Origin of the sequence: Kribbella sp. NPDC051586 (assembly GCF_044453965.1) — a bacterium.
GTDB lineage: Bacteria > Actinomycetota > Actinomycetes > Propionibacteriales > Kribbellaceae > Kribbella.
Genome location: NZ_JBITDF010000003.1, coordinates 358053 through 382919, shown reverse-complemented (window position 1 = coordinate 382919; position 24867 = coordinate 358053). Strand labels below are relative to the sequence as shown.

Sequence of the window (24867 nt, the reverse complement as noted above, 5' to 3'; positions counted from 1 at the left end):
ACAACCCGTCGCCCACCATCTGACCACTTCCGGCCAGCTCACACTCCCCCGCAGGTACCCATCCTCGGCGGCAGCACGCCACCGCGCCCTCGGGCCGGACCGGCCGCCGTCAGCCGCACGGCCGCCACGAGGTTGGCTCCAATGGCGGGCTGTTTGGCGGCTGGCGTGTTGTTGCGCGCCAGTGGTGAAACAACCCGCCAGCCAGATCTCCCGTCCGGGCGTGGACCCGCGTTCGCTGATCTTGAAGAAGGAGCGCGGCACACCACCGGAGGGTGCGGCGGCTAGCTGATCTCGCCGTAGGCGGCGATCAACAGGCTCGGGTCCGGCGCCTCGAGGATGGTGGGTTTGGCCAGGGCGTCGAGGATGACGAAGCGGAGGCGGTCGGCGCGGGTCTTCTTGTCGAGCTTCATCGCGTCCTGCAGGTGCGGCCAGGCGTCGGCGAGGTAGGAGACCGGGAGGCCGAGCGACTCGAGGACGGCGCGGTGGCGGTCGGCCGTTGCGTCGTCGAGCCGGCCGGCGGCGCGGGCCAGCTCGGCGACGAACACCATGCCGATGCTGATCGCGGCACCATGGCGCCACTTGTACCGCTCGACGCGCTCGATCGCGTGTCCGAGGGTGTGCCCGTAGTTCAGCGCCTCGCGACCGATCCGGCCGCCGACCGTGGTGGTCCGCTCGCGCAGGTCCGCGCCGACCGTGTCGGCCTTCACCTGGATGGACCGGGCGATGAGCTCCTCGGTCGCGCCGTACGACGGGTTCGTGGCGCCGGACGGGTCCTTCTCGACCAGGTCGAGGATCACCGGATCGGCGATGAACCCGCACTTCACGACCTCGGCGAGACCGCTGACGTAGTCGTTGTGGGGCAGGCTCTCGAGGGCGGCCAGGTCGCAGAGGACCCCGGCCGGCTCCCAGAACGCGCCGACCAGGTTCTTGCCCTCGGCGGTGTTGATCCCGGTCTTGCCGCCGACGGCCGCGTCGACCATGCCGAGCAGCGTCGTCGGGATGTGCACGACCTTGACGCCGCGCAGCCAGGTCGCCGCCACGAACCCGGCCAGGTCGGTCGTCGTACCACCGCCGACACTCACGATCGCGTCCGACCGGGTGAAGCCGGCCTGACCGAGCACGGACCAGCAGTACGCCAGCACCTCGGCGGTCTTGGCCTCCTCCGCATCCGGGATCTCGATCGCGTGCGCGGTGAACCCGGACGCCGTCAGGTCGTCGCGAATCGCATCGCCGGTCTCGCGGAGCGCCCGGGGGTGGACGACAGCGACCCGCTGCACCCCTTCGCCCAGCAGCACCGGCAGCTCACCGAGCAAGTTGTTGCCGATGACAACGTCATAGGGGGCCGCCGCGGCGACCCGGATCCTGGTGGGACCATCGGTCATCCGAGGTGCTCCAGGATTTCGTCGGCGATCTGCTCCGGGGCCTTGTTGTCCGTCGTCACGATCAGCTTGGCGACCTCGGCGTACAGCGGCCGGCGGGCCTCCATCAGGTTGCGGAGCTGGGTGCGGACGTTGCCCAGGAGCAGCGGCCGGGCAACGCTCAGGCCGACGCGCTTGGACGCCTCGCCGAGGCTGACGTCGAGGAAGACGACGGTGTGGCCGGCCAGGTCGGCGCGGGTCGCCTCGTCGAGGATCGCGCCACCGCCGAGCGACAGCACCTCGCCGTCGTCCGTCAGTGCGGCGACGATCGCGGCCCGCTCCAGCTCGCGGAAATGCGGCTCGCCCTCGTCGACGAAGATCTCGGAGATCGGCTTGCCCGCGCCGGCCTCGATGTCGGAGTCGGTGTCGCGGTGGGTGACCTTCAACCGCTCGGCCAGCAGCGCCGCGATCGTGGACTTACCCGATCCCGGCGGCCCGACCAGGACGACGACCGGGCTCACTGCCACTCCCGCGGGGCGATCGTCGTCGGCAGGTTTGCCAAGTAGGACTGGTGGTTGCGCGCGGTCTCCGCGACCGAGTCACCGCCGAACTTCTCCAGCGACACCTCGGCCAGCACCAGCGCGACCATCGCCTCGGCAACGATGCCGGCAGCCGGTACGGCGCAGACGTCCGACCGCTGGTGGTGCGCCGCCGCGGCCTCGCCGGTCGACGTGTCGATCGTGCGCAAAGCGCGCGGCACGGTCGCGATCGGCTTCATCGCCGCCCGGACCCGCAGCGTCTCGCCAGTGCTCATCCCGCCCTCGGTGCCACCCGAGCGGCCACTGGTACGCCGGACGGATCCACCGGCGGGAACGATCTCGTCGTGCGCCTTCGACCCCGGCGTACGCGCGAGCTCGAACCCGTCACCGAGTTCGACGCCCTTGATCGCCTGGATGCCCATCAGCGCACCGGCCAGCTTGGAGTCGAGCCGCCGGTCCCAGTGCACGTAGCTGCCGAGGCCCGGCGGGAGACCGTCGACGACGACCTCGACCACACCGCCGAGCGTGTCGCCGGCCTTCTGCGCGGCGTCGATCTCGGCGACCATCTGCTTGCTCGCGTCCGGGTCCAGGCAGCGGACCGGATCCGCGTCCAGCTTCGCGACCTCGCCGTACGCCGGGATCACGCCGTACGGCGCCTTCACCGTGCCGAGCTCGACGACGTGGCTGACGATCGTCACGCCGTACGACTGGCGGAGGAAGCGGGCCGCGACCTCGCCGAGTGCGACCCGGGCCGCGGTCTCGCGGGCGCTGGCGCGCTCGAGCACCGGGCGGGCCTCGTCGAACCCGTACTTCTGCATGCCGGCCAGGTCGGCGTGACCCGGGCGCGGGCGGGTCAGCGGAGCATTCCGGGCCAGGCCGGCCAGCGTCTCGGCGTCGACCGGATCCGCGCTCATCACCTGCTCCCACTTGGGCCACTCGGTGTTCCCGACCTGGATCGCGACCGGGCTGCCGAGCGTCAGTCCGTGCCGGAACCCGCCGAGGAACGTCACCTCGTCCCGCTCGAACTTCATCCGGGCGCCACGGCCGTAGCCGAGCCGCCGACGGGCCAGGGCGTCGGCCACGTCATCAGTGGTGACCTGAACCCCGGCGGGGAGACCTTCGAGTACGGCGACGAGCGCTTGTCCGTGCGACTCGCCGGCGGTGAGCCAGCGCAGCATGCCTGGATTCTTTCACGCCGCGCCCACCACCCGGACGGCGGTCTCAGCGGCGACAGGGTCAGCGGCAGGTCTGGCTGTCCTGGGTCAGGCCGTCGCGGACGGACAGGACCATGTCGAAGGTCTTGATGATCGGCGACTCGTCGCAGCTGGTGGTGGCACTGGCTGCCTGACCGCCGGCGATCGCGGCGCCGGTCAGCGCGGTGGTGGCGAGCGCCGCCACGGCCAGGCGCCCGGCGGTACGACGGAATGCGGTGGTCATCATGGGCTCCCTTGAACGTCTCGGTTCCTTGTACCAACGACGGTAGAAGTTGGGAGCGCCGGGTGAACTGGCCCTGGAACCCGTCTTCGGGGTAGCGCTGGCACCACCCCCGATAGGGCATGTCAGACATGCCCTAAGGTCCTGGCATGAATCGGGCGGCTGAGGAGACGTGGCGGGCGCGGGTACGCGGGTGCTTGCTGGGCGGTGCGATCGGGGACGCGCTGGGCGGCCCGGTGGAGTTCGCGGATGGTCGGACGATCGTCGCGAAGTACCCGGACGGCGTACGGGCGTTCGTCGCGGGTGGTGAGGGCTGGCCGGCGGGGACGATCACCGACGACACCCAGATGACGCTGTTCACGATGGAAGGGCTGATTCGGGCAAGCGTGCGGACCGACCGCGGGCTCGGGTTCACTGTGGCTGTTGTCCAGCACGCGTACGACCGATGGCTGGACACGCAAAACCTGCCCGGACCGAGCGGTGAGCAGGACGGCTGGCTGCAGCGCGAGCAGTGGCTGTACGCACGGCGCGCGCCCGGCAACACCTGCTTGAGCGCGCTGACGCAGGCCCGCAAGGGCGAGCCGCGGATCCCGCAGTACGGCGAAGAGGCGGTGAACGACTCGAAGGGCTGCGGCGGGGTGATGCGGGTCGCGCCGTTCGGGCTGCTGCCGGAGGTCTTCCCGACCGACTGGATCTTCGACTCGGCCGCTACGGCTGCCGGGTACACGCACGGTCACGCGACCGGCAAGCTCGCGTCCGGCACACTCGCCGCGATCATCCGCGAGCTGTGCGGCGGCGCCGGGCTGGACGAGGCGCTGTCGCGGGCGACCAGCCTGCTCACCCAGCACGAAGGCCACGAGGAGACCAGTACGGCGCTCTCGTTCGCGCGGCACCTCGCCGCAACAGCGCCTGCCGGACCGGTCACCGTCGAGCGCCTCGGTGGCGGCTGGGTCGCCGAGGAGGCGCTCGCGATCGCCGTCTTCGCAGCGCTTGCCTGTCCGGAGCCCGAGCAGTTCCTCGACGCGCTGGCGCTCGCCGTCACTCACTCCGGCGACAGCGACTCCACCGGCGCGATCTGCGGGAACATCCTCGGCGCCCTCCACGGCGAGACGGCTCTCCCCTCAGAGCTCGTCTTCACCGTCGAGGGCCGCCCCACCATCCTCCAGCTGGCCGACGACTTTGCCCTGGAGTTCACCCAAGGAAAGCGCCTGCACGGCGACTACGGTCCACACACCACCTGGACCACCCGCTACCCCGGCTGGTGATTACGCCGGCTCGATCGAGAGCTTGTGGTGGAACACGTTGCGCGGGTCCCACTTCGACTTGATCTGCTGCAGCCGCGGGTAGTTGCCCAGGTAGTAGAGGTCGTGCCACGGCACACCCGACTTGTTGTACGCCGGATCGGCGAGGTCGGTGTCCGGGTAGTTGATGTATGCCCCCGCATTGATCGCGCTCGGGATCGGGGCGCCGCCCGTCTCGCGATAGATGTCGCCGTACACCTTGCGCGCCCAGGCGAGGTGCATCGCGTCGTCGGCGGCGGACTCCCAGGACGCAGTGAGCACCATCTTGCAGACCACGTCCCGCTGCGCGGCGGCGGTGGCGTTCGAGGGGACGGTGTTCACCTTGCCGCCGTACGGGACGAGCAGGATCGACGACTCCGGCCCGTTGTAGTCCGGATCCGTGAGCCCGTTGTACATCGCGACGATCTGCTCGTCGGTGTACCCCTTCTTCAGGTAGGCCGCCTTGTACTTGCCACGGCTCGGCGTCGGCGTCTCGCCGATCGAGCGCTCCATCGTCAGGTGCAGGAACGGGCCGACACCCATGTCGATCGTCTGCGGCTTGGCCTGTACGCCGGTCGTGATCGCGGCGTTGAACGCGTTCATCAGCTGTTCGGAGTTCGGTGCGGCGGCGTCGATCTGGGTCGAGAGCAGGAACTGTCCCGCCTTCTTCTGGCTGATCACGAACGGCGCGTAGAGCGTCGCGTACGGCGAGTCCGGCGTGTTGTGCTGTTCGAAGAACGTGAACCAGTTCCGCATCGTGCGGACGAAGTCGGCCTGGGTGGTCTTCGACCAGTCGTACACCAGCACGGTGGAGCGCAGCGCGGCCGGTGCCTTGGGCAACGATTCCTCCGGCGTCCGGCCGGTCGAGCCGCTGCTGCGGAGCAGGTACCGGACCACGACGCCGAAGTTCCCGCCGCCGCCGCCGGTGTGCGCCCACCACAGGTCGCGGTGCTCGTTGTCACGGGTCGCGACCACCGTGCGGGCCCGGCCGCGGGCGTCGACGACCACGATCTCCACGCCGTACAGGTGGTCGACGACCGAGCCGTACTTGCGCGAGAGCGGACCGTACCCGCCACCGGCGAAGTGGCCGCCGACACCGACGCCGAGGCAGCCGCCGGCCGGCACGGTCAGGCCCCAGCCGAAGAACAGTTCCTTGTAGAGGTTCTCCAGGATCGCGCCGGAGCCGACCGAGAAGGCCCGGTACCGCGGATCCCAGGTGATGTCGTTGTTCGTCGACATGTCCAGCACGACCTCGATGTCGCTGCTGTCGACGAAGTCCTCGAAGCAGTGTCCACCGCCCCGGACCGCGATCCGCTTGCCCGCGCGGACCGCCTCCTGGACGGCGGCGACCGCGTCCTGCGGCGACCGGATCACCCGGATGTAGTCGGGCGTACCGACGAAGCGCCGGTTCTGCCCACGGGTGACGAGATCCTGGTAGCGGGCGTCACCCGGGCCGATCTTGGCACCGATGGACGCGGCGGACGGTGCGGCCGACGGTGCGGCCGACGCCGTACCGGGAATGGCGAGCGATGCACCGGCGACTGCCGTTCCGGCCAACAGGCCACGACGACTGACTGGCATTGAATTCCCTCCCGAGATTCGATTGCTTCGACCCTAGGAAGGCAGGCCATACCCGCACATCAACCATCTGGTGGAGTAGCGGGATCCCCTATCCGGCGTACAGCCGCTCCAACGGCGCGCCGAGCAGTACGCCGCCCAACGCGCCGACCAGCATGAACGGCCCGAACGGGACCATCTGTTTGCGCGTCATCACCTTGAAGACGATCAGCACGATCCCGACGACCGCGCCGAGGAAGAACCCGCCGTACAACCCGGAGGCGAACTGTCCCCAGCCCAGCCAGCCGAGCGCCAGCCCGAGCAGCCCGGACAGCCGCACATCGCCGAAGCCGACGCCGCGCGGGAACGCGAACCACAGCACGTAGAACACCGCGAACCCGATCGCCCCGGCGATCACCGCCCGGCGCAACGATCCCCACTCCCCCGTCGCCACCGCCGCGGCCAGCAAGCCCGCCGCGACGACGACGTACGTCGGCCAGATGATCACCGACGGCAGGAACCGCGTCCGGGCGTCGATGTACCCGAGCACCGCCCCGGCGACCGCCAGCACCAGCCATGCGGGCAGCACCGCGTCCAGCCCGAGCATCCAGCCGAGCAGTCCACCGGACACCGCCGCCAGCCCGCCACACCAGTACGCCGCTCGCCGACCGCCCACCGACGCGTACGCGACCTTGGTCTCGCCCTCGTCCAGCACCGGCTCCGGGATGCGCCGCGTCAGCCACGGCCCGAGAACCGCCGCCGCGGGACCGCAGACGACCACCCCGATCCCCGCAGCGAGCAATGCGTTGTCAGCCGGCACGATCCAGGAGCCTAGACGATCCCGGGCCCCTGGATCGCAAGCCCTGTGGACAAGATTGTGGGAGTGTGATGGAAAGGTCATCTCTGGAAGAAGGATGCCGTGGACAAGAGCCGGGTGAAGGACGCGCTGGTGCGGCAGGTCGAGGCCGACGTGCGGGCTGCGCAGGGCAACGTGGCGCAGGAGGATTCGGCGGCGAAGCTGGACCAGGACTCGTCGTTCTCGGTCGACGACCAGTCCCAGGCCGCCGAGGCCGGTGATCTCGGCGGGCTGTTGGAGGGCCGGGAGCAGCGGCAGGCGGGCATCCTGAGCGCGATCGAGAAGCTCGACTTCGGGCCGCGGAGCGAGGTCGGGCCGGGCGCGATCATCGGGTTCGACGGCGACCGGTACGTCGTCGGCGTGGTCGCGGCGGCGTTCGAGTGCGACGGCGCGACGTACGAAGGGATCTCGGCCGACGCGCCGATCTACGCGGCGATCGAGGGTCTGCACGCCGGTGACGCGTTCAGCTTCGCCGGCCGCGACCACCAGATCGACTTCGTCAGCTGACCCGGGACCGCCGGACCAGCACGCGTGCGATCACCGCGGCACCGAGGCCGACCAGCAGCAGGCCTGCGAAGAGAACGCCGATCGTGCTCCAGAAGCCGTCGTTCTCGGTGATCACCTCGACCCGCTGGTACTCGGCGTCGGTCGCGGCCGGTGCGAACGTGAAGTCGTCGGTGATCCGGCCCGGCTCGCGATAGGTCGCCGTGTACGCGGTCAGGAAGGTCGCCGGCGTCGTCAGCGCGTCGTCCTCGACCCGGCCGGCGAACAGCAACTCGGGCCGCACCGCCGCATCCGGCAGCTTCGTCGCATCGACCCGGTGCTCGGCCGCGACGTACACCGTGACTGTCTGGTCGGTGGTCGCGCCCTTGCTCAGCCGCATCGGGTAGACGATCCGCTGCGACGCGAACGTCAGCCGCAGCGGCGGCGTCGCTCCGCTCAGGCTCTCGCCGTCCCGCTTCGGCGCGAGCTTCACCGCGACGATCTCCCACTTCTCGGTCAGGTACGGCGTGAGGTTGGCGGCCAGCGTCGCCGGTACGACGTACCCGTTCGTCCGCAGCCAGTCCGTGACCGCCGTACCGGTCGACCCGCTGAGCCGCGCGACCGCGAACGGGCCGAGCACCATCTGCTGGCGGACGTTCACCCCGGAGCCGGGCGCGGCCGCCCCCGCGGAGTCGCGCGCGTTGCCCATGATCCCGAGGCCGCGGAACGGCCAGTACGTCTTCTTGTACACGACCTTCGGCCGGGTCAGGCGGTCGAGCCGGTAGAACAGCTCGTCGTCACCCAGCTCGACCTTCGCCGCGGACGGGACCGGCATGATCCAGGCCGCCTTCTTCGACGTGCCGTTGATCGCCATCGAGAGCGTGATCTGCTCGGTGCCGCCGGCGTACTGGACCAGGGCGTTCTCGCCGTACGCACGGGCCCGCGACTGCGCGTCCGGCAGATAGCCGCCGCACGCGCACGCCCAGGCGGGCGTCACCCCGGCCGCGATGAATCCGACCGCCAGCACACCAGCCACTACCCGCCAAAGCTTCACGGGCCGAAGACTAGCTAGGCAAAGGTGTACGGGGTGTGGAAGAAGTTGGCCGGGTCGTACTTCTTTTTGGCGGCCTGCAGCTTGGCCGAGCTCGCGCCGTAGTACGAACTCACCGCCCGCCCCGTCTCGAGGTAGTTGACGTAGGCACCGGCCGAAGCCGCCCGGACGGCGCGATGGCCGTTCGCGATGAAGGTCTGGGCGTTCTTGTCCTGCGCGGAGGAGTACCACTGGATCACGCCCAGCCCGCCGCGCCACGGCCACGACGACCCACCGGCCGGCTGCTTCGCGGCCTGACCGCCGAGCGGGTCGAGGATCGCCGACGCCGCCGTCTTGGTCCTCGCGGCCGCCTTCACCGCGCCGAGCAGCGCCGTGATCGTCGCGGCGTCCATCGGCCCCTTGAGTACGTCGGAACCGGCGAGGAAGCCTTGCCGCGGACTCGTCGTACCGCCGCCGAGGTACTTCACCGCTTCCAGGTGCGTCTTCACCGTGATGGAGCGCCCCGACGCCTTCGCGCCGACGAACGACTCCAGCTGCGCGGCCGCCGCGTTCGCGTTGCCGGTGGTGGAGACGCCGAGCACGTGGACCGACAGCGTTCCGTTGCTCTGGGCATCGATATGCAGGTTGCCCCAGGCGGTCGTCGGCGCGCTCCGGGCGAACTTCTGCCAGCCGCTGACCACGGCCGCCGCCTGCGACTCGGGCCAGGTCAGCCGGAAGAACCCGAGCTTGGTCGCCGGGATCGTGGCGAACCGGAACGACGTGACCACGCCGAGGTTGCCGCCACCGCCGCCGCGCAAGGCCCAGAACAGGTCCGGCTCGACGGTCGCGCTGACGTTGTGCGACTTCCCGTCCGCGGTGAACACGCCCATCGACACGACCCGGTCGCAGGTCAGCCCGTACGTGCGGGTGTGGATCCCCATCCCGCCGCCGAGCGTGAGACCGGCGACGCCGACGGTCGGACAGGTCCCGGTCGGCAGGGAGCGGCCGTACCGGTCCAGAAACGCGTGTACATCGTACAGCCGGGCGCCGGCGCCGACGGTGAGGACGCCGTTGGAGTAGCTCATCGTCTTCAGCCCGCCGACGTCGACCTGCATCCCGTTCGCGATCGTGGACGCGCCGACGTACGAGTGGCCGCCGCTCTTCGGTACGAGCACGAGCTTGTTGTCGCGGGCGAAGTTGATCGCCTTCTGCACGTCGCCGGAATTCGCGGCCTTCACCACGGCGGTCGGCCGTACGCTGTCCCAGCGCGGGTTGAACAACTGGTGCGCGGCGGCGTACCCGGCGGTCGAGGACAGGTACAGCTTGCCCGTCAGCGAGCGGGAGAAGGTGTTCCAGTTCGGCGCGGTCGACGTCAGGGTCGGCGCGGAGGTGCTCGGGTTGCTGCTCGGCGTCGTCGTGGTCGGCACGGCGGTGCTGCTGGGGGCGGTCGTGCTGGGCGCCGGGGTGCTGGGCGCCGACGTCTGTGACGGGCTCGTTGTCGTGCCTGAGTTGTCGTTGGTGTCGCCGCACCCGGTCAGTGCGACAGCCGCGGCGGCGCCGCCGGCCTTCAGTACCGTACGGCGGTCAAGCAGGCTCACGATCCCCCAACTCCTCACGGGCGGCCGTCCTCATGGCCGCCAGAGGAGCCGGCGACCTACCCGTCATCATCTCCACCTGGAGGGTCGCCTGATGCACGAGTAGATCAAGTCCGTTCAACAGCTCTGTACCGATCCGGTGCGCCGCGATCGCGAGCCGGGTCGGCCAAGGGTGGTACGCCACATCGAACACCACCGGCGCGACAGCGGCGAAGTGCTCGGCCCACGGGTCGACCGCGCCACCTGGCAGGGTCGACACGCACAGGTCGAAGCCGCCGATCTGCTCGACCTGCGAGAAGTCCGCGACCGAAGTCCGGAGTCCCAACTCGGCGGCGAGGTCCAGCAACCGCTCGGCCTTGGACAGGTCCCGCACGACGAGCGTGACGTCGGTGACCTTCAGACCACGCAACGCCGCCAGCGTCGAGGCCGCGGTCGCCCCGCCGCCGAGAACGACCGCCGACTCGGCCGCCGTGATGCCCTGCTCGGCGAAAGCGTTCACCAGCCCGGGTACGTCGGTGTTGTGCGCGGACCGGGATCCGTCCGGCTCGAACAGCATCGTGTTCGCCGCGCCGATCAACTCCGCCACCGGATCGACCGTGTCGACCAGATCGAGCGCGACCCGCTTCAGCGGCATCGTCAGCGACAACCCACGGACGTCGGGTCCGAGAGTTGCCACGAAGCCGGCGAGTTCGGACTCTTCGACCTCGAAGGCGTCGTACCCCCAGTCCAGCCCCAGCTCGGCATACGCGGCGCGATGCATCGCCGGCGACAACGAGTGCGCAATCGGCGAACCGAGCACAGCACACCGGGTCAAATCAGCACTTCCCTGTGTGGGCCTGGCACCAGGTCTGGAGCTTCTTCACGTTGACCTGGTGTTCCGCGAACGTGTTGGCGAAGGCCGTCTCGCCGGTGTCCAGGTTGACCAGCGTGAAGTACTTCCAGTCGCCCTGCGCCGGGTTCAGCGCGGCGCTCAGCATGGCCCGGGTCGGCGAGTTGATCGGGGACGGCGGCAGGCCCTTGTGGTTGTAGGTGTTGTAGGCCGAGGGGTTCTTGCGCTGCTCGGGCGTCGTGTAAACGCCGCCGTTCTTGCCGACGACGTAGTGAACCGTCGAGTCCATGCCCAGGTACATGCCCGCCGAGAGCCGGTTGTAGATCACCCGTGCGACCTTGGGGAAGTCGGCCTGCTTGTTGGTCTCCGCGCCGATGATGCTGGCCACGATCACCACCTGGTACGGGTCCACCTTCTTGCGCTGCGCGGTCTGCACCAGATTCAGGTCCTTGGCGATCGACGCGTACTTCGCGGTCATCAGCTTGAGCATGACGGTCGCGTTCGCGTTCTTCGGCACGTCGTACGTCGCCGGGTACAGGAAGCCCTCGGGATTGCCCTTCGCGTAGGCCGGCAGGCCGAGCGCCGCCGGGTGGTTGATCGCGGTCGCGGCCGCGCCGGAAGACAGCTTGAGCTTGGTCTGCAGGATGACCGCGACGTCGCCCTTGGTCTCCCCGGACGGGACGCTGACGCGCATCACCTTGATCGACTCGGCGGTGTTCATCATCAGCGCCAGGGCGGCCTTGGCCGACATGTGCTTGCGCAGCGTGTAGGTCGCGGCCTGGATCTGCAGCGACCGCGGGTCGTCGCGGGCCGCGCGCTCGAACGCGCGGGCGCTCTTCACGACTTCCTTCTTCTCCAGGGTGTCGGCGATCGAGGAGGTCGACTGCCCCTTGGCGATCTCGACCTGCACGGTGCCGGTGCCCTGGCCGTCGTAGTCGGGCGCGGAGAACACGCCCTCGAGCGCGTCCTTGCCCTTGCCGAAGCCGACCACGGCCCCGGCCACGATCGCCCCGACGACGATCAGCGAGATCAGACCGGCGAAGCAGCCGAACGCCCGCCGGCTACGGGCCCGGCGGCGGTTGGCGCGGCGCTCGACACGGGTCTCGGCCCGCAGGCCGAGGCCGCTGCCGAGATCGTCGGCCTGCTCCTCGCCCTCGTTGAGGTCTTGATCCACCGATGGTCCGTTCACAGGGGCCTCCCGGGTGGGTTGCCGGTCTCGCGCTCGAGGTCGAGCGCATGTTGCAGAATCACGACCGCCGCGGCCTGGTCGACCACGGCGCGTCGTTTCGAGCCCTTCTTTCCCCGTTCCCGCAGCATCCGTTCGGCGGTGACGGTGGTGAACCGCTCGTCCACCAGCCGCATCGTCGTTTGGTCGCCTACCTTGTCCAGCACCTGTGCCGCCGTCTCCCGGATCTTCGCCGCGGCCGGCCCCTCGCCCCCGGACAGGGAACGCGGCAGCCCCACCACGATCTCGACCGCCTCCAGTTCGGCGGCGAGTGCGGCGATCCTATCCAGATCCCCGGGCCCACGGCGGACAGTCTCCACCGGGGTGGCCAGGATTCCGTGCGGATCGCTGCTGGCCACGCCGATCCGGGCATCGCCGATATCGAGCGCGATCCGCACGCCCCGTCTCATCTCCGTGGTCTCATCTGTGCTAGTCCCGGCTAACCGGTGACGAGGTGGCCGACGGTGTGCTCGACCGCCGCCAGGGCCTCGTCGGCGCCGGCCGGGTCCGTGCCGCCGCCCTGCGCGACATCGTCCTTGCCACCGCCGCGACCGCCGAGCTTCTCGGCCGCGACCCGGACCAGGTCACCGGCCTTCAGCCGCCATTCGCGGGCGAGGTCGTTGAGGGCGATCACCACACCGGGCTTGCCGTCGTTCACGCTCAGCACGGCGATGACGGCCGGCTTGTCGCTCGCCATCCGGCCGCGGATGTCGAGGGCCAGCTTGCGCAGGTCCCCGCCGTTCACCCCGTCGGGCGCACGGTGACCGACGTACTGGACGCCGAAGACGTCCTTCGGGTCCTTGGCCAGCTCGCCGGCGGCCTCGAGCACCTGAGCGGCGCGGACCCGCTCGAGCTCCTTCTCGGCCGCACGCAGCCGCTCGGCCAGGTCGGCGACCTTCGCGGGCAGCTCCTCCGGCCGGGTCTTCAGGTTCTCGCTGAGCAGCCGGACCAGGGCCCGCTCGCGGCCGAGGTAGTGCAGCGCCTCCATGCCGACGAACGCCTCGATCCGCCGTACGCCGGCGCCGACCGAGGACTCGCCGGTGACGGTCACCGCGCCGACCTGCGACGAGTGCTTGACGTGCGTGCCACCGCAGAGCTCACGCGACCAGGGGCCGCCGATCTCGACCACCCGCACCTGCTCGTCGTACGTCTCGCCGAACAGCGCCAGCGCGCCCCACTCCCGCGCCTCCGGCAGTGTCATGTACTGCGCCGACACCGGGAGGTCCTGCCGTACGGCGAGGTTCGCGACCTCTTCGATCTCCGAACGGGTCGACGGGTCCAGCGCCGACGACCACGCGAAGTCGAGCCGCAGGTAGCCGGGCTTGTTGTACGAACCGCTCTGCAACGCGTTCGGGCCGAGCACCTGGCGCAGCGCGGCGTGCACCACGTGTGTGCCGGAGTGCGCCTGGCACGCCGAGACCCGCCACTCGTGGTCGACCGCGGCGTGCACGTCCAGGCCGGGGCGCAGCACACCCTCGAGGACCTCGACCTTGTGCACGATCAGGCCCTTGACCGGCCGCTGCACGTCGAGCACCTTCAGCTTCACGCCGTCGGCGACGATCAGGCCCTCGTCCGCGATCTGGCCGCCGGACTCCGCGTAGAACGGGGTCTTCTCCAGCACGACCTCGACGGTCTCGCCCTGCTCGGCGAACGACGCGACCGCGCCCTCGCGGAGCAGACCGCGCACCTGGGAGTCGCTGGACAGCTCCTGGTAGCCGGTGAACTCGGTGACGCCCTTCTCGCGCAGCTCGCGGTACCCGGAGGTGTCCGCGTGGCCGGCCTTCTTCGCCCGGGCATCGGCCTTGGCCCGCTCGCGCTGCTCCTTCATCAGGGAGCGGAAGCCCTCGGTGTCGACGTTCAGGCCCTGCTCGGCCGCCATCTCGACGGTCAGGTCGATCGGGAAGCCGTAGGTGTCGTGCAGCTGGAACGCCTTCGCGCCCTCGAGCTGGTGCGCACCGCCTGCCTTGGTCTCCTTGACCGCGACGTCGAAGATGCTCGTCCCGGCGGTGAGGGTCCGGCGGAAGGCCTCCTCCTCGGCGTACGCGACCTGGCTGATCCGGCCGAAGTCGGGCTCGAGCTCGGGGTAGGACTTCTTCATCTGCTCGAGGCTGACCGGGAGCAGCTCGACCAGGCTCGGGTCCTCGTAGCCCAGCAGCCGCATGGAGCGGATCGCCCGGCGGAGCAGCCGGCGCAGTACGTAGCCGCCCTGCTCGTTGCCCGGGGTGACACCGTCGCCGATCAGCATCAGCGCGCTGCGGACGTGGTCGGCGACCACACGGAACCGGACGTCGTCGACGTGCTCCGCGCCGTACTTGCGGCCGCTGAGCTCGGAGGCCCGCTCGATCACCGGGTAGATCTCGTCGATCTCGTACATGTTGTCGACGCCCTGCAGCAGGTACGCGACCCGCTCCAGGCCGAGACCGGTGTCGATGTTCTTCTTCGGCAGCTCGCCGAGGATCTCGTAGCCGTCCTTGCCGCCGCCCTCGCCGCGGATGTTCTGCATGAAGACCAGGTTCCAGAACTCCAGGTAGCGGTCGCCCGCCTCCCAGTCCCGGTCCGCGCCGAACTCCGGGCCGCGGTCGATCAGGATCTCCGAACACGGGCCACAGGGACCCGGGATGCCCATCGACCAGAAGTTGTCCTTCATGCCGAGCCGGACGATCCGGTCGTCGGGCAGACCGGCGACCCGCTTCCAGATGTCGATCGCCTCGTCGTCCTCGTAGTAGACCGAGGCGTAGAGGACCGACTCGTCGAAGCCGTAGCCGCCTTCGTTCTGCGGCTTGGTGACCAGCTCCCAGGCGAACTTGACGGCGTCTTCCTTGAAGTAGTCGCCGAACGAGAAGTTGCCGTTCATCTGGAAGAACGTGCCGTGCCGGGTGGTCTTGCCGACCTCGTCGATGTCGAGCGTCCGGACGCACTTCTGCACGCTGGTCGCGCGCGCGTACGGCGGGGTCTGCTGGCCGACGAAGTACGGGACGAACTGGGCCATGCCGGCGACGTTGAACAGCAGGTTCGGGTCCGGCGACGGCAGCGGTGCGCTCGGCACCACGGTGTGGCCCCGGTCCTCGAAGTACTGCAGGAACCGCCGCCTGATCTCACTGGTTTCCATGGGTGTTACCGGTAGTCCTCACGATCGTTTGTGGTCTCGATACCCAGCGCGTCGCGCAGTTCGGTCTCCCGCTCGGCCATGCCCTCGCGGACCTGGTCGCCGAAGTGCCGGACCGCGGCGGCCAGCTTGGCCGCGGACTCCTGCATCCCCTCGGGGGCGAGCACCTTGGCACGCTTCTTCAGCCGGGTGACGGCATACACGCCGACGGCGATCCCGATGATCAGCCAGATGATCCGCTTCACCGTTTCCGCGCCTTCCGCTCGGCCTTCATCTCTTCCTTGACCCGGCGGCTCACGTCCTTGCGCTGCTGCTCGCCGAGCGCGCGGCGCACGCCGTACGTGAACGCGGCCGCCTTCACCAGCGGGCCGCCGGCGGTGGCCGAGAACAGCGACATCAACGCGGCCGCGTTGGTGGTCACCGTCGTGGCGTTGTCGGTGATCGTGTCCACCTTCGCCAGTTGGGCGTTCGTGGTCGCCACCGTGGTGGTCACCTCGCCGAGCAGCGGGATGCTGGAGTCGGAGACGCCCTTGACCATGATCCGGGTCTCGTCGAACACCTTGCCCAGCTTCAGGATCGGATAAGCCAGCAGGCCTACCAGGATGAGCAGCGCGCAGGCAGCTATCAGCCCCGCGACTTCACCGACGCTCATGGAAACGATCCACCTTCCCGTAGCGAGCCCGTTGTGAGCTGATGTGCCCTATGGACGCCCGACCCTATCGCGCGGCCATACCGCACTCTGCTCCAGGACACCATCCCTCACATCACAGTCGCCCACCAAACCGGCTCAACAGGTCGGTGATGCCCTGGAGGCCGAGGTTTCCGGCCGGGGACGGCGACGGCGTGGGGGTCGTGGCCGGGGAGGTCGAAGTCGGGGTCGCCGGCGTCGGAGTCGCGGCCGTCGGGGTCGCCGGCGTCGGGGTCGGAGCCGGCGTCGTGGAAGGTGGGGTTGCCGGTGTGCTCGGCGGGCTTGTCGGGCTCGTCGGGCTTGTCGTGGTCGGGGTCGGGGCGGGCGTGGTGGGGGTCACCGGGCCGGGGGTCGTCGGCGGTGGGGTGACCGGTTCGGTCGCCTGCGAGGTCGTCGGCTCCGGAGTCGTGGGCCCGGGGCTCGTCGGCGTCGTTCGCCCGGTGGTGGATCGGCTCGGTCGTGGCGCCAGGACGGACCACGGCGGTGCGACTCCGGTCGCCGACGGGCTGGGTGACGACGTCGGGATCGGGAGCAACGGCTTCCCGACCGGGAACGACGGTCGCGTGCTCGACCTCGACGTACCTTCCGACCGCTCGCCCGGACCGGACGGACCGGTCGGCTGCGACGCCTGTGTGTCGGCGGTGTCGTGCGATCCGGACGGGAAGAAGAACCAGACGCCGCCCACGGCGACCACGACCGCCGCGGCCACTGCCAGCTTCACGACCGGTGCGCGCCGTCGGCTGTGCCGCGCTCCGAACTTCCGTACATGTCGACCTATGTGGAACTGCCTCACTCGCTAACCTTTCGCCCCCAGGCCGTGAAGGAGCCTACCCATTCGAACGCTTCAGTCGAAGCTCACCGTGAGTGCCTGAACGGCCCCGTCCGGTGCCCAGCGGAGCTCCATCGAGCCGGTACCGCCGCCCGACCAGCGGAAACGCGCCAGTTCCTCGCCGTCGTCGAGCAGCGCCATCGTCTCGGTCGGCGGATTCTCCCGGTACGCCGCCGCGATCGCCGTCCGACCTTCGAACGGACCGGCCGGGACCTGTACGAAACTCATGACGGCGTCCTCGGCGAACCGCTCGGCGAACGTGGCCCAGTCGCCGGTCGTGACGGCCTGGTTGAAGGCGACGACGTGGTCCGCGGTCCGGCTCATTTCCGGTCCCTGAGGATCTTGCGGATGGCCGCGACCCGATCGGCGTACGCCGCCTCGCCGCCGCGCCGGGTGGGGTTGTAGTAGTCGGTGCCGTCGATCACGTCCGGGGCGTACTGCTGCGGTACGACGCCACGCGGGTCGTTGTGCGAGTACTCGTACGACGAGCCGTGGCCGAGCTTCTTCGCGCCGGAGTAATGCGCGTCCCGCAGGTGCGGCGGGACCGGGCCGACCTTGCCCGCCTTCACGTCCGCGATCGCGGCGTCGACGGCCATGATCACCGCGTTGGACTTCGGCGCGAGCGCCAGCGCGACAACCGCCTGCGCGAGGTTGATCCGCGCCTCCGGCATGCCGATCAACTGCACCGCGTCGGCGGCGGCGACCGCGACGCCGAGCGCGGTCGGGTCGCCCATGCCGATGTCCTCGCTCGCGGAGATCACCAGTCGCCGGGCGATGAACCGCGGGTCCTCCCCCGCCTCGATCATCCGGGCCAGGTAGTGCATCGACGCGTCGACATCGGAGCCCCGGATCGACTTGATCAGCGCCGATGCCACGTCGTAGTGCTGATCGCCGGCCCGGTCGTACCGCACCGCGGCCCGGTCGACCGCCGTCTCCAAGGTCACCAGATCGATGACCGCCCGCTCCGGCGCCTCGTCCGACGTGCCGTCGGTGGCTTGCTCGTACTTGACGGCCTGCTCGTGCTTGGCGCGGGCACCGCCGGCCGCGGCTTCCAGGTACGTGAGTGCGCGGCGGGCATCTCCGCCGGCCATCCGGAGCAGGTGGTCGCGTGCGTCCGGCGCCAGCTCGAAGTCGTCGTTGAGCCCCCGCTCGTCGGAAAGCGCGCGATCGAGAAGCAAGGAGATGTCGTCGTCGGTCAGGGACTCCAGCGTGAGCAGCAGACTGCGGGACAGAAGCGGCGAGATCACCGAGAAGAACGGGTTCTCCGTGGTCGCGGCGACCAGCGTCACCCAGCGGTTCTCCACGCCTGGCAGCAGCGCGTCCTGCTGCGCCTTCGTGAACCGGTGCACCTCGTCGATGAACAGCACGGTCTCCACCGCACCGCTCGCACGGGACAGGTCGCGGCGAGCGCCGTCGATCACCTGCCGCACGTCCTTCACGCCGGCAGTGACGGCCGACAGCTCCACGAACTTCCGGTTCGTCTGGTGCGACACCACTGCCGCGATCGTGGTCTTGCCCGTCCCCGGCGGACCCCACAGCAGCAGCGACATCGGCTGGTCTCCCTCCACCAGCCGACGCAACGGCGAACCAGGGGCCAGCAGGTGCTGCTGCCCCACCAACTCATCCAGGCTCCGCGGCCGCATCCGCACCGCCAACGGAGCCGCCGTGTGATCCACATCCGCCAAGCTCCCGCCACCACGGGCCGGCGCGGGAGCACCCGGAAGATCGAACAAGCCTTCACTCACCCCAGAAGCCTAACCAGCCCCACCGACACTCCAGTCAGACGCCCGCCCCAGCCATCCTCGGCACAGCCGATCCCCGCCTTCGCGGAAAGAATTGGTCACCGAGCGCCACATTCCTTCCGAAAAGCCGCCATGAGCGAAGCGGAGCCGGCACAGGGGGCGGATGGGGTCGGGTAGACGTGGGCCGAGGGTCAGCGGTGGACCGGGGCAGCCGGGTCCGGAGACGGCGTTGGGCCGGAGGCGGCGTTGGGCCGGAGGCGGCCGGAGGCGAGCCGGCGGGTCAGCGGCCTTGGGTGGGGCGGTGGGTGGGGGCGCCACGGAGGGCCCGGGTGTCGCGGCGGGTTGCGGGGATGGGAGAGTCGAGGCCGTCCGCGAGGCCCTTGCGGACGGAGCGGAGCTGCGCCTGCGCGGGGTCGAGTCGGGTGGCGACGGCGTTGCTGTGGTCCACCCAGGCGTCGCTGGTGCCCTTCGCGTACGCCGCCAGCGCGGGCGCCTTCATCGCCAGCTCGGCCCACAGCGGGGCACCGGTGAGGCTGACGCTCATCGAGTAGGCGAAGAACGCCGAGGTCATCCGCGCCTGCCGGAGGAGAACCTCGCGCCGGCTGATCGGCGCCTCCTGGCGCCGGGCGAGGTTCATCCGGTCGTCCATCAACTGCTGCCCCTGCCGGACGAGGTCGTCGGCAGCCTCGCGAAGCGGTCCGCTCACCCGGACGTGTGCTCCCTCGGCGACCACATCCCGCAGGACGCTCGCGCGGGCGAACCGGGTCAGCGACCGGGCCAGCCACTCGTCGTCGCGGGACGGGACGTCCGCGCGCCCGCCGTACGCGTCCTCGAACTGTTGCCGGAGGTCCGCGATGCTGCTGACCGGGAGCGTTCTGCCCTCGATCGCGGCCCGGTTGACCGCCTGGGCGGACGCCTCCTCGAGGCTCACGCCCCAGTCGTTGTCCGGATCGAGGGACAGCTCGGCCGCCTTCGCGAGGATCTGCTCGGCGTCCGTCCCGTTCGGATCCAGGCGTACGTCGTCCACGTCCAGCCTGCGCCACCAGTGCGCGAGCCGGTCCGCGGTACGTCTGGCCTTGTCGGTCGCAGCCGCCGGGAAGGACTGCTCGTACCGGTCGAGGGCCAGCAGGGCCTCGGCGGCGAACAGATCCACCACCTGCTGGGCGGCGGCGAGCTCGTCCCGGCCCGGCTCGCGAAGCTCGGCCCGCGGAGTCATGGCCGGCCGTCCAGCTCCGCCTGTACTCGCTCGACGGCTTCCGCGCGGCGCCGGAGGCTGTCGAACCGCTCGGACTTGTCCGGGTCGGCCGGCTGGTAGTCGGCGTCCTCCGCGGCTTCGACCGGGACGTACCACCAGCGGCCGGCGTACCAGGTCGGACCGACCTCCGTCCCGGCGAGCATCGGCGTCGCCTCCCCGGAGTCGAGCAACTCACGCATGCGCCCTTGCGAAAGGTTGTCCTCCGTCATCCGACGACTGTAGGACGCCGAGGGGCGAACACGAGGTGGTAAGTGCCGCTCCGCCGCAACAGCACGATGGTCGGCACCTGCAGCACGACGATGGTGGCGATCGTGATCACCGGGTCGAGCGCCGGGACGACCGAGATCGGCAGCGTGTAGGAAAGAGCGACGCGCACGATCGCGTCGACGATCGACGCGATTCCCCAGAACACGGTGATCCACTTCCAGGCGTGCCGGAACGGCGCGCTCGTCTCCCAGAGCTCGTCCATCAGCGCGGCCCGGCGCGCGAACATCGCGCGGGTGACGATGTACGTCAGCGGCTGCGGGTGCCGCAGCGACCACAAGGTGATGCCGGCGAACGGCAGGCTGATCCACGCGTTGCGGACAAGCAGCAGCCGCGCATCCCCACCCAGTACCGCGACGACCGTGCTTGCCACCATGCTGACGACGACGGCCATCCCGACCAGGTCCGTACGGCGTTCGCGCACGAGCGAGACGGCGGAACTGATCAGACCTGGGATCACGCCGGCGAGCAGTGCGATCAGGTCGCTGACACCGAGCGCCTTGAGGCCGTAGTACAAGGCGAGCGGGATCGCGACGTCGACGACGAGGAGCCATCGGCCTTTCCGCGTGGTGGGCATGCCGACAGCGTCGCCCGGCCGGCCGCCGGCCCGCATCAAGCCGACGGCTGCCCACCCCTAGACCAAAGTCTCAGTCCTTCTTGCCCGACTTCTCTTCGTCGTCGTCCGCATCGTCGCCCTCGTCGTCGGCGTCGCGCAGTTCTTCCGGGAGGTCTTCCGGGTCGAACTCCTCGTCGAGGATCTCCTCCGGCTCGGCGGCCGACTCGGGCTTGATCGCGTTGCGCAGGCGGCCGAGGATCCGGTCCGCCTCGGTGCCGAACGGGTTGTCGTTGATCAGGTACGTCCAGGTCGCGGTCGGCCGCGGGATCCCGCTGGCCTCCTCGTCCAGTCCGGCGGAGGTGATCTCCGCCGTGCCGAACGTCTCCGCCGCGTCCTTCCAGGCGTCCTCGATCAGCGTGTCGAACGACGCGATCGCCGACTTGTTGAACTCGTCGATCGGCTTCAGGTGCACGATGCCGCCGGCCAGCGACCGCAGGTGGATGCCTTCACGCAGGTCCGCCAGGTAGGCCAGGTGGTCCGTCCAGCGCCGGTCCAGGTGACCCAGCGCGATCCGGCGCGCGGCGGCCTTCACCACGTCCTCGCCGACCTCGTCGACCAGTTCGTCGTACCGCTCCTTGGCCCGCTCGGCGAGCTCGGTCGCGGCCAGGTCGTCGGCCAGCACCTTCTCCCGGGTCTCGAGCAGGATCGCCCGCTGCTGCCCGGTCAGCCGGTTGTACTGCCAGGTGGTCCGGTGCAGCTCCGCGTTCGCGCCGTCCGCGACGCGCTGCGCGTGCTCGAGCATCCCGATCGACTTGCGGTCGGTCAGCCGTCCGGTGTCGTCCGGGTGCGGCCGCAGACCGGACGAAACGGAGTACCGCGTGACCAGCTCGTCCGCGAGCGACGCGAAGAACAGCGTGCCGCCCGGGTCGCCCTGACGTCCGGCGCGACCGCGCAGCTGGTCGTCCAGCCGTCGCGACGCGTGCAGACCGGTACCGATCACGTAGAGGCCACCGAGCTCGATGGCCTTCTCCTTGTCGTGCGACTCGTCCTTGCCGCCCAGCCGGATGTCCGTACCGCGGCCGGCCATCTGCGTCGACACCGTCACGGTCCCGGGCACACCGGCCTCGGCGATGATCGCCGCCTCTTCGGCGTCGTTCTTCGCGTTCAGTACGACGTGCTCGATCTCGGCCGCCGCGAGCTTGTCGCTGAGCTGCTCGGACTCCTCGACGCTGTGGGTGCCGATCAGGATCGGGCGCCCGGACTCGTGGACGACGCCGATGTGCTTGACCAGCGCTTCGTTCTTCTGCTCGACCGTCAGGTACAGCCGGTCCGGGTCGTCCTTGCGGACGTTCGGCGTGTTCGGCGGTACGACCGCCACGTCGACGTCGTAGAACTCCTGCAGCGACTCTCCGACGACCACCGCCGTACCGGTCATGCCACACAGGGACTTGTACCGCTTGACCAGCGCCTGCACGGTGATGCTGTCCAGCACCTCACCGGAGTCGCTGACCGGCACGGCTTCCTTCGCCTCGACGGCGGCCTGCAGGCCGTCGGGCCAGCGCTGCAGCTTGGCCACGCGGCCGCGGTTGTTGTTGATCAGGCTGACCTTGCCGTCGCGAACCAGGTAGTCGACGTCGCGACGCAGCAGCACCTCGGCGTGCAGCGCGACGTTGATCTGGGTCAGGCGGTCCAGGTTCTCGTCCGCGTACAGGTTGAACTCCGGCACGGTCTCCGACTCATCGGTCACCGAGTCGGTCTCTGCGTCTGTCTCTGCGTCTGTCTCTGCGTCCGTCTCCGCGTCCGTGTCGTCGGACGCTGCGTCGCTGGGCGCTGCGTCGTCGGTCGCCGGCTCATCGGTCGCCAACGCCTCGGCCTTCTCGCCGAGGGCCTTCTCGATCTTGTCGGTGCCCCTGTCGGTCAGCCCGACCGTGCGGCCGTCGCCGTCGATCTCGTAGTCGACACCGGCGCGCAGTGTCCGGACCAGCTGGACCACGTCATCGTCCAGCGCCTCGGACCGGGTCGCACCGGCCAGCACCATCGGCACGCGGGCCTCGTCGATCAGCACCGAATCCGCTTCGTCCACCAGCGCCACATCCGCCTCGACCGTGACCCGGTCGACCACATCGGTGACGAGACGGTCGCGCAGTACGTCGAACCCGATCTCGTTGACCGGGACGTAGCAGACCTCAGCCTGGTACGCCTCGCGGCGCTCCTCCGGCGTCGACGCCTGACCGACGTGCGAGACGGTGACGCCGAGCAGCTCGTACACCGGGCCCATCCACTCGGCGTCGCGCTTGGCCAGGTAGTCGTTGACCGCCAGCACGTGCACCCTGCGGCCGCCGATCGCGTACCCGGCGGCGGCGATCGCTCCGGCCAGCGTCTTGCCCTCACCGGTCGCCATCTCGACGACCCGGCCCTGCAGCATCGCCAGCGCGCCGACGACCTGACCGTCGAAGGCCCGCTCGCCGAGCGCCCGCTGACCGGCCTCCCGGGCCAGCGCGAGGAACTCGATCTGCTCGTCCTCGTGCAGGCCACCGGTCGTCCGCAGCTCCGTGGCCGCCTCGGTGAGCTCTTCGTCGGTCAGGGACTGGACCGATTCCTCCGCCTCGCCGACCAGCTGGGTGAGCCGTTCGTACGGGCCGAGATCGATCGAGCCGGGGCGCTGCAGCAGCCGGCGGAAGCGAGAAGCGATTTTCAGGGCCATGATGCAGGCAACGTACAGCGTCAGCCGGTCGTTCCGCTCGTCAGGTCAGGGTGTCCACTCGTACGGTGTCGTGGTTGTAACTGCGTGGAGACCGAGCTTCTGGAGGATCGGGCGGGAGTCCTCGGAGGCGTCCACCCGGAGGAACTCGTACCCGCGCTCCTTCGCCAGCCGGGCGCGATGGACGAGCAGCGCACTGTAGAGCCCTTGGCGGCGCCACTCAGGTAGCGTCCCGCCGCCCCAGAGGCTGGCGAACCCGGTGCCCGGGTGGAACCGGATCCAGGCGGCCGACACCGCCGGGCCTTGCTTCAGTACGTCCTCGACCAGGAAGACCGAGAGCCGATCCGGGAACATCCGCGCCTCGTCCTGCAGCTGCTCCACGATCCGGGCCAGCCCGTTGCCCCACAAACTGTCGGTCAGTACGGCGATCCGCTCGAAATCGGCCGCACCGTCGGCCTCCCGCAACCGCACCTTCGACGGCAGCGCGGACGGCCGCTCGAGAATCCGGTCCACCTTGCCGAGGATCAGTGTCTCCGGCTCCTGCTTGCTGAATCCGTGCCGGACCAGCCGCTCCCCCAGGTCGGCCGGCTCGTCGTACGCGAACGTCTTCCATTCGAACGGCAGCTTCTTGTTCTGGAAGAAGGCCAGCTCCGCCGCGATCACCGCGTCCGGGTCGTCGCCCAGCCCGCGCGGCGTCTCCACGAAACCGGCGCCGTCCGGCCCCTCGACGTACGAGCGATGCACCAGCCCCTCGTGCTCCTGCTTCCAGCCGGGGATCGCATCCGCGTCCGGTAGCCGGATCCGGCGGTGGAACAGGTCGAGCAGCTCGTCAGGGGTCATTCCCGAAGTCAACCAATAGCGGGACTCCGGCGTCTAACAAATTGTCCTGAGAGGGGGGACATCATGAACATCCACCACATTTCCCGCAAGACGATCCTCGCCGCACTCGCAGTGATGGCAGTCCCCGCCGCCGCGTTCGCCGCGCCGGCCCTGACCGGATCGTCCGCCGCCCCCCACGCCACGTCCGTCGCCGCCTCCGTCACGACCGCTACCGCGTCCTGCCCGCGCGGCTGGGGGTCGCTGCCGGAGGTCAACAACCACGTCCGGTCGCCGCTGACCAGCGTGCCGACGACGGTCACCAACGTCCGCAGCGGACGCCACACCTGCTACGACAGGCTCGTCATCGATCTGACCGGCGGAGCCACCGGGTACGACGTTCGCTATGTGAGCAGCGTCCGCCAGGACGGCTCCGGCGCTCTCGTCCCGCTCCGGGGCGGTTCACGACTGCAGATCGTCGTGCGCGCACCGGCGTACACCATCGACACCGGCAAGCCGACGTACGCGCCGAAGAACGGCAAGGAGCTGACCGACGTCGCCGGATACAGCACGTTCCGGCAGGTTGCGTTCGCCGGCAGCTTCGAGGGGCAGACCACACTCGGGCTGGGGGTCCGCGCCCGGCTCCCGTTCCGCGTGTTCACGCTGACGGGGCCGGGCACGGGCGGCCGGCTGGTGATCGACGTCGCCCACCGCTGGTAGTTGC

Annotated in this window: 25 protein-coding genes; 4 read left to right on the top strand and 21 right to left on the bottom strand. The window is 69.9% G+C overall.

The genetic code is table 11. The features are described from left to right. Nucleotides 1–281 precede the first annotated feature (281 nt). The 4 genes from aroB to ACIA58_RS20685 are packed head-to-tail and all read right to left on the bottom strand — an operon-like array spanning nt 282 to nt 3334. Nucleotides 282–1382: a 3-dehydroquinate synthase gene (gene aroB, locus ACIA58_RS20700; RefSeq protein WP_396405344.1), complete on the bottom strand. Its 1101-nt coding sequence runs from the start codon at nt 1380–1382 to the stop codon at nt 282–284. Continuing rightward, a complete protein-coding gene (locus tag ACIA58_RS20695) occupies nt 1379–1879 on the bottom strand; it encodes a shikimate kinase (protein WP_396405342.1) in 501 nt (166 codons plus the stop codon). Before ACIA58_RS20695 ends, aroB begins: the two co-directional genes overlap by 4 nt. Beyond that, nucleotides 1876–3075 carry a chorismate synthase gene (aroC, locus tag ACIA58_RS20690; protein ID WP_396405341.1) on the bottom strand — a complete coding sequence of 400 codons (1200 nt, stop codon included), beginning with the start codon at nt 3073–3075 and terminating at the stop codon, nt 1876–1878. Before aroC ends, ACIA58_RS20695 begins: the two co-directional genes overlap by 4 nt. A 58-nt stretch (nt 3076–3133) precedes the next feature. Beyond that, nucleotides 3134–3334: a hypothetical protein gene (locus tag ACIA58_RS20685; protein WP_396405340.1), complete on the bottom strand. Its 201-nt coding sequence runs from the start codon at nt 3332–3334 to the stop codon at nt 3134–3136. A gap of 146 nt (nt 3335–3480) precedes the next feature. Between ACIA58_RS20685 and ACIA58_RS20680 the strand changes: the two genes are divergently transcribed. Next, a complete protein-coding gene (locus ACIA58_RS20680) occupies nt 3481–4596 on the top strand; it encodes an ADP-ribosylglycohydrolase family protein (RefSeq protein ID WP_396405338.1) in 1116 nt (371 codons plus the stop codon). Here the strand turns inward: ACIA58_RS20680 and ACIA58_RS20675 are convergent, their stop codons facing one another. Further along, entirely contained in the window at nt 4597–6192 is a 1596-nt protein-coding gene (locus ACIA58_RS20675) for an FAD-dependent oxidoreductase (protein ID WP_396405337.1), read from the bottom strand. It abuts the gene before it with no gap. Between the two features lie 88 nt (nt 6193–6280). Next, nucleotides 6281–6988 (bottom strand): prepilin peptidase, encoded by a 708-nt coding sequence (locus ACIA58_RS20670; protein WP_396405336.1) that lies wholly within the window; start codon nt 6986–6988, stop codon nt 6281–6283. Nucleotides 6989–7087: 99 nt separating this feature from the next. Between ACIA58_RS20670 and ACIA58_RS20665 the strand changes: the two genes are divergently transcribed. Then, nucleotides 7088–7531 carry a hypothetical protein gene (locus tag ACIA58_RS20665; protein WP_396405335.1) on the top strand — a complete coding sequence of 148 codons (444 nt, stop codon included), beginning with the start codon at nt 7088–7090 and terminating at the stop codon, nt 7529–7531. Here ACIA58_RS20665 and ACIA58_RS20660 read toward each other — a convergent pair. From ACIA58_RS20660 to ACIA58_RS20625, 8 genes are read right to left on the bottom strand one after another with little or no spacing between them, the layout of a single operon-like run. Beyond that, nucleotides 7524–8561, bottom strand: a complete 1038-nt coding sequence (locus ACIA58_RS20660) for a DUF2330 domain-containing protein (RefSeq protein WP_396405334.1) — start codon at nt 8559–8561, stop codon at nt 7524–7526. The genes ACIA58_RS20665 and ACIA58_RS20660 overlap by 8 nt on opposite strands. Before the next feature lie 14 nt (nt 8562–8575). Next, entirely contained in the window at nt 8576–10135 is a 1560-nt protein-coding gene (locus tag ACIA58_RS20655) for an FAD-binding protein (RefSeq protein ID WP_396405333.1), read from the bottom strand. Beyond that, nucleotides 10122–10946 (bottom strand): shikimate dehydrogenase, encoded by an 825-nt coding sequence (locus ACIA58_RS20650; RefSeq protein WP_396405332.1) that lies wholly within the window; start codon nt 10944–10946, stop codon nt 10122–10124. Before ACIA58_RS20650 ends, ACIA58_RS20655 begins: the two co-directional genes overlap by 14 nt. Before the next feature lies 1 nt (nt 10947). Beyond that, a complete protein-coding gene (gene mltG / locus ACIA58_RS20645) occupies nt 10948–12150 on the bottom strand; it encodes an endolytic transglycosylase MltG (RefSeq protein ID WP_396405331.1) in 1203 nt (400 codons plus the stop codon). After that, complete coding sequence (ruvX, locus tag ACIA58_RS20640) at nt 12147–12596, bottom strand: Holliday junction resolvase RuvX (RefSeq protein ID WP_396405330.1); 450 nt, start codon at nt 12594–12596, stop codon at nt 12147–12149. Before ruvX ends, mltG begins: the two co-directional genes overlap by 4 nt. Nucleotides 12597–12625: 29 nt before the next feature. Then, nucleotides 12626–15295: an alanine--tRNA ligase gene (gene alaS / locus ACIA58_RS20635; RefSeq protein WP_396405329.1), complete on the bottom strand. Its 2670-nt coding sequence runs from the start codon at nt 15293–15295 to the stop codon at nt 12626–12628. Nucleotides 15296–15300: 5 nt separating this feature from the next. After that, entirely contained in the window at nt 15301–15537 is a 237-nt protein-coding gene (locus tag ACIA58_RS20630; RefSeq protein WP_363874653.1) for a DUF6167 family protein, read from the bottom strand. Continuing rightward, nucleotides 15534–15944, bottom strand: coding sequence for a DUF948 domain-containing protein (locus ACIA58_RS20625; protein ID WP_396405328.1), 411 nt, complete (start codon nt 15942–15944; stop codon nt 15534–15536). The genes ACIA58_RS20630 and ACIA58_RS20625 overlap by 4 nt, the downstream gene beginning before the upstream one ends. 149 nt (nt 15945–16093) lie before the next feature. On the opposite strand from ACIA58_RS20625, the gene ACIA58_RS20620 reads away from it, so the two are divergent. Beyond that, on the top strand, nt 16094–16780 hold the full coding sequence (locus tag ACIA58_RS20620) for a hypothetical protein (protein ID WP_396405327.1): 687 nt from the start codon (nt 16094–16096) through the stop codon (nt 16778–16780). A 44-nt stretch (nt 16781–16824) separates the two neighbouring features. Here the strand turns inward: ACIA58_RS20620 and ACIA58_RS20615 are convergent, their stop codons facing one another. The 7 genes from ACIA58_RS20615 to ACIA58_RS20585 all read right to left on the bottom strand — a co-directional run bounded on the left by ACIA58_RS20615 (nt 16825) and on the right by ACIA58_RS20585 (nt 24167). Then, complete coding sequence (locus ACIA58_RS20615) at nt 16825–17133, bottom strand: nuclear transport factor 2 family protein (RefSeq protein ID WP_396405326.1); 309 nt, start codon at nt 17131–17133, stop codon at nt 16825–16827. Beyond that, a complete protein-coding gene (locus ACIA58_RS20610; RefSeq protein ID WP_396405325.1) occupies nt 17130–18554 on the bottom strand; it encodes a replication-associated recombination protein A in 1425 nt (474 codons plus the stop codon). The genes ACIA58_RS20615 and ACIA58_RS20610 overlap by 4 nt, the downstream gene beginning before the upstream one ends. A 277-nt stretch (nt 18555–18831) precedes the next feature. Then, nucleotides 18832–19767, bottom strand: a complete 936-nt coding sequence (locus tag ACIA58_RS20605; protein ID WP_396405324.1) for a hypothetical protein — start codon at nt 19765–19767, stop codon at nt 18832–18834. Beyond that, a complete protein-coding gene (locus tag ACIA58_RS20600; RefSeq protein ID WP_396405323.1) occupies nt 19764–20015 on the bottom strand; it encodes a hypothetical protein in 252 nt (83 codons plus the stop codon). The genes ACIA58_RS20605 and ACIA58_RS20600 overlap by 4 nt, the downstream gene beginning before the upstream one ends. Beyond that, the gene (locus tag ACIA58_RS20595; protein WP_396405322.1) at nt 20012–20647 is read right to left on the bottom strand and encodes a VC0807 family protein; all 636 of its coding nucleotides are present in this window, start codon (nt 20645–20647) and stop codon (nt 20012–20014) included. The genes ACIA58_RS20600 and ACIA58_RS20595 overlap by 4 nt, the downstream gene beginning before the upstream one ends. 70 nt (nt 20648–20717) lie before the next feature. Further along, the gene (locus tag ACIA58_RS20590) at nt 20718–23330 is read right to left on the bottom strand and encodes an accessory Sec system translocase SecA2 (RefSeq protein WP_396405321.1); all 2613 of its coding nucleotides are present in this window, start codon (nt 23328–23330) and stop codon (nt 20718–20720) included. A 45-nt stretch (nt 23331–23375) separates the two neighbouring features. Beyond that, entirely contained in the window at nt 23376–24167 is a 792-nt protein-coding gene (locus tag ACIA58_RS20585) for a GNAT family N-acetyltransferase (protein WP_396405320.1), read from the bottom strand. A gap of 63 nt (nt 24168–24230) precedes the next feature. Between ACIA58_RS20585 and ACIA58_RS20580 the strand changes: the two genes are divergently transcribed. After that, nucleotides 24231–24863 carry a hypothetical protein gene (locus tag ACIA58_RS20580; protein WP_396405319.1) on the top strand — a complete coding sequence of 211 codons (633 nt, stop codon included), beginning with the start codon at nt 24231–24233 and terminating at the stop codon, nt 24861–24863. Nucleotides 24864–24867: the final 4 nt, after the last annotated feature.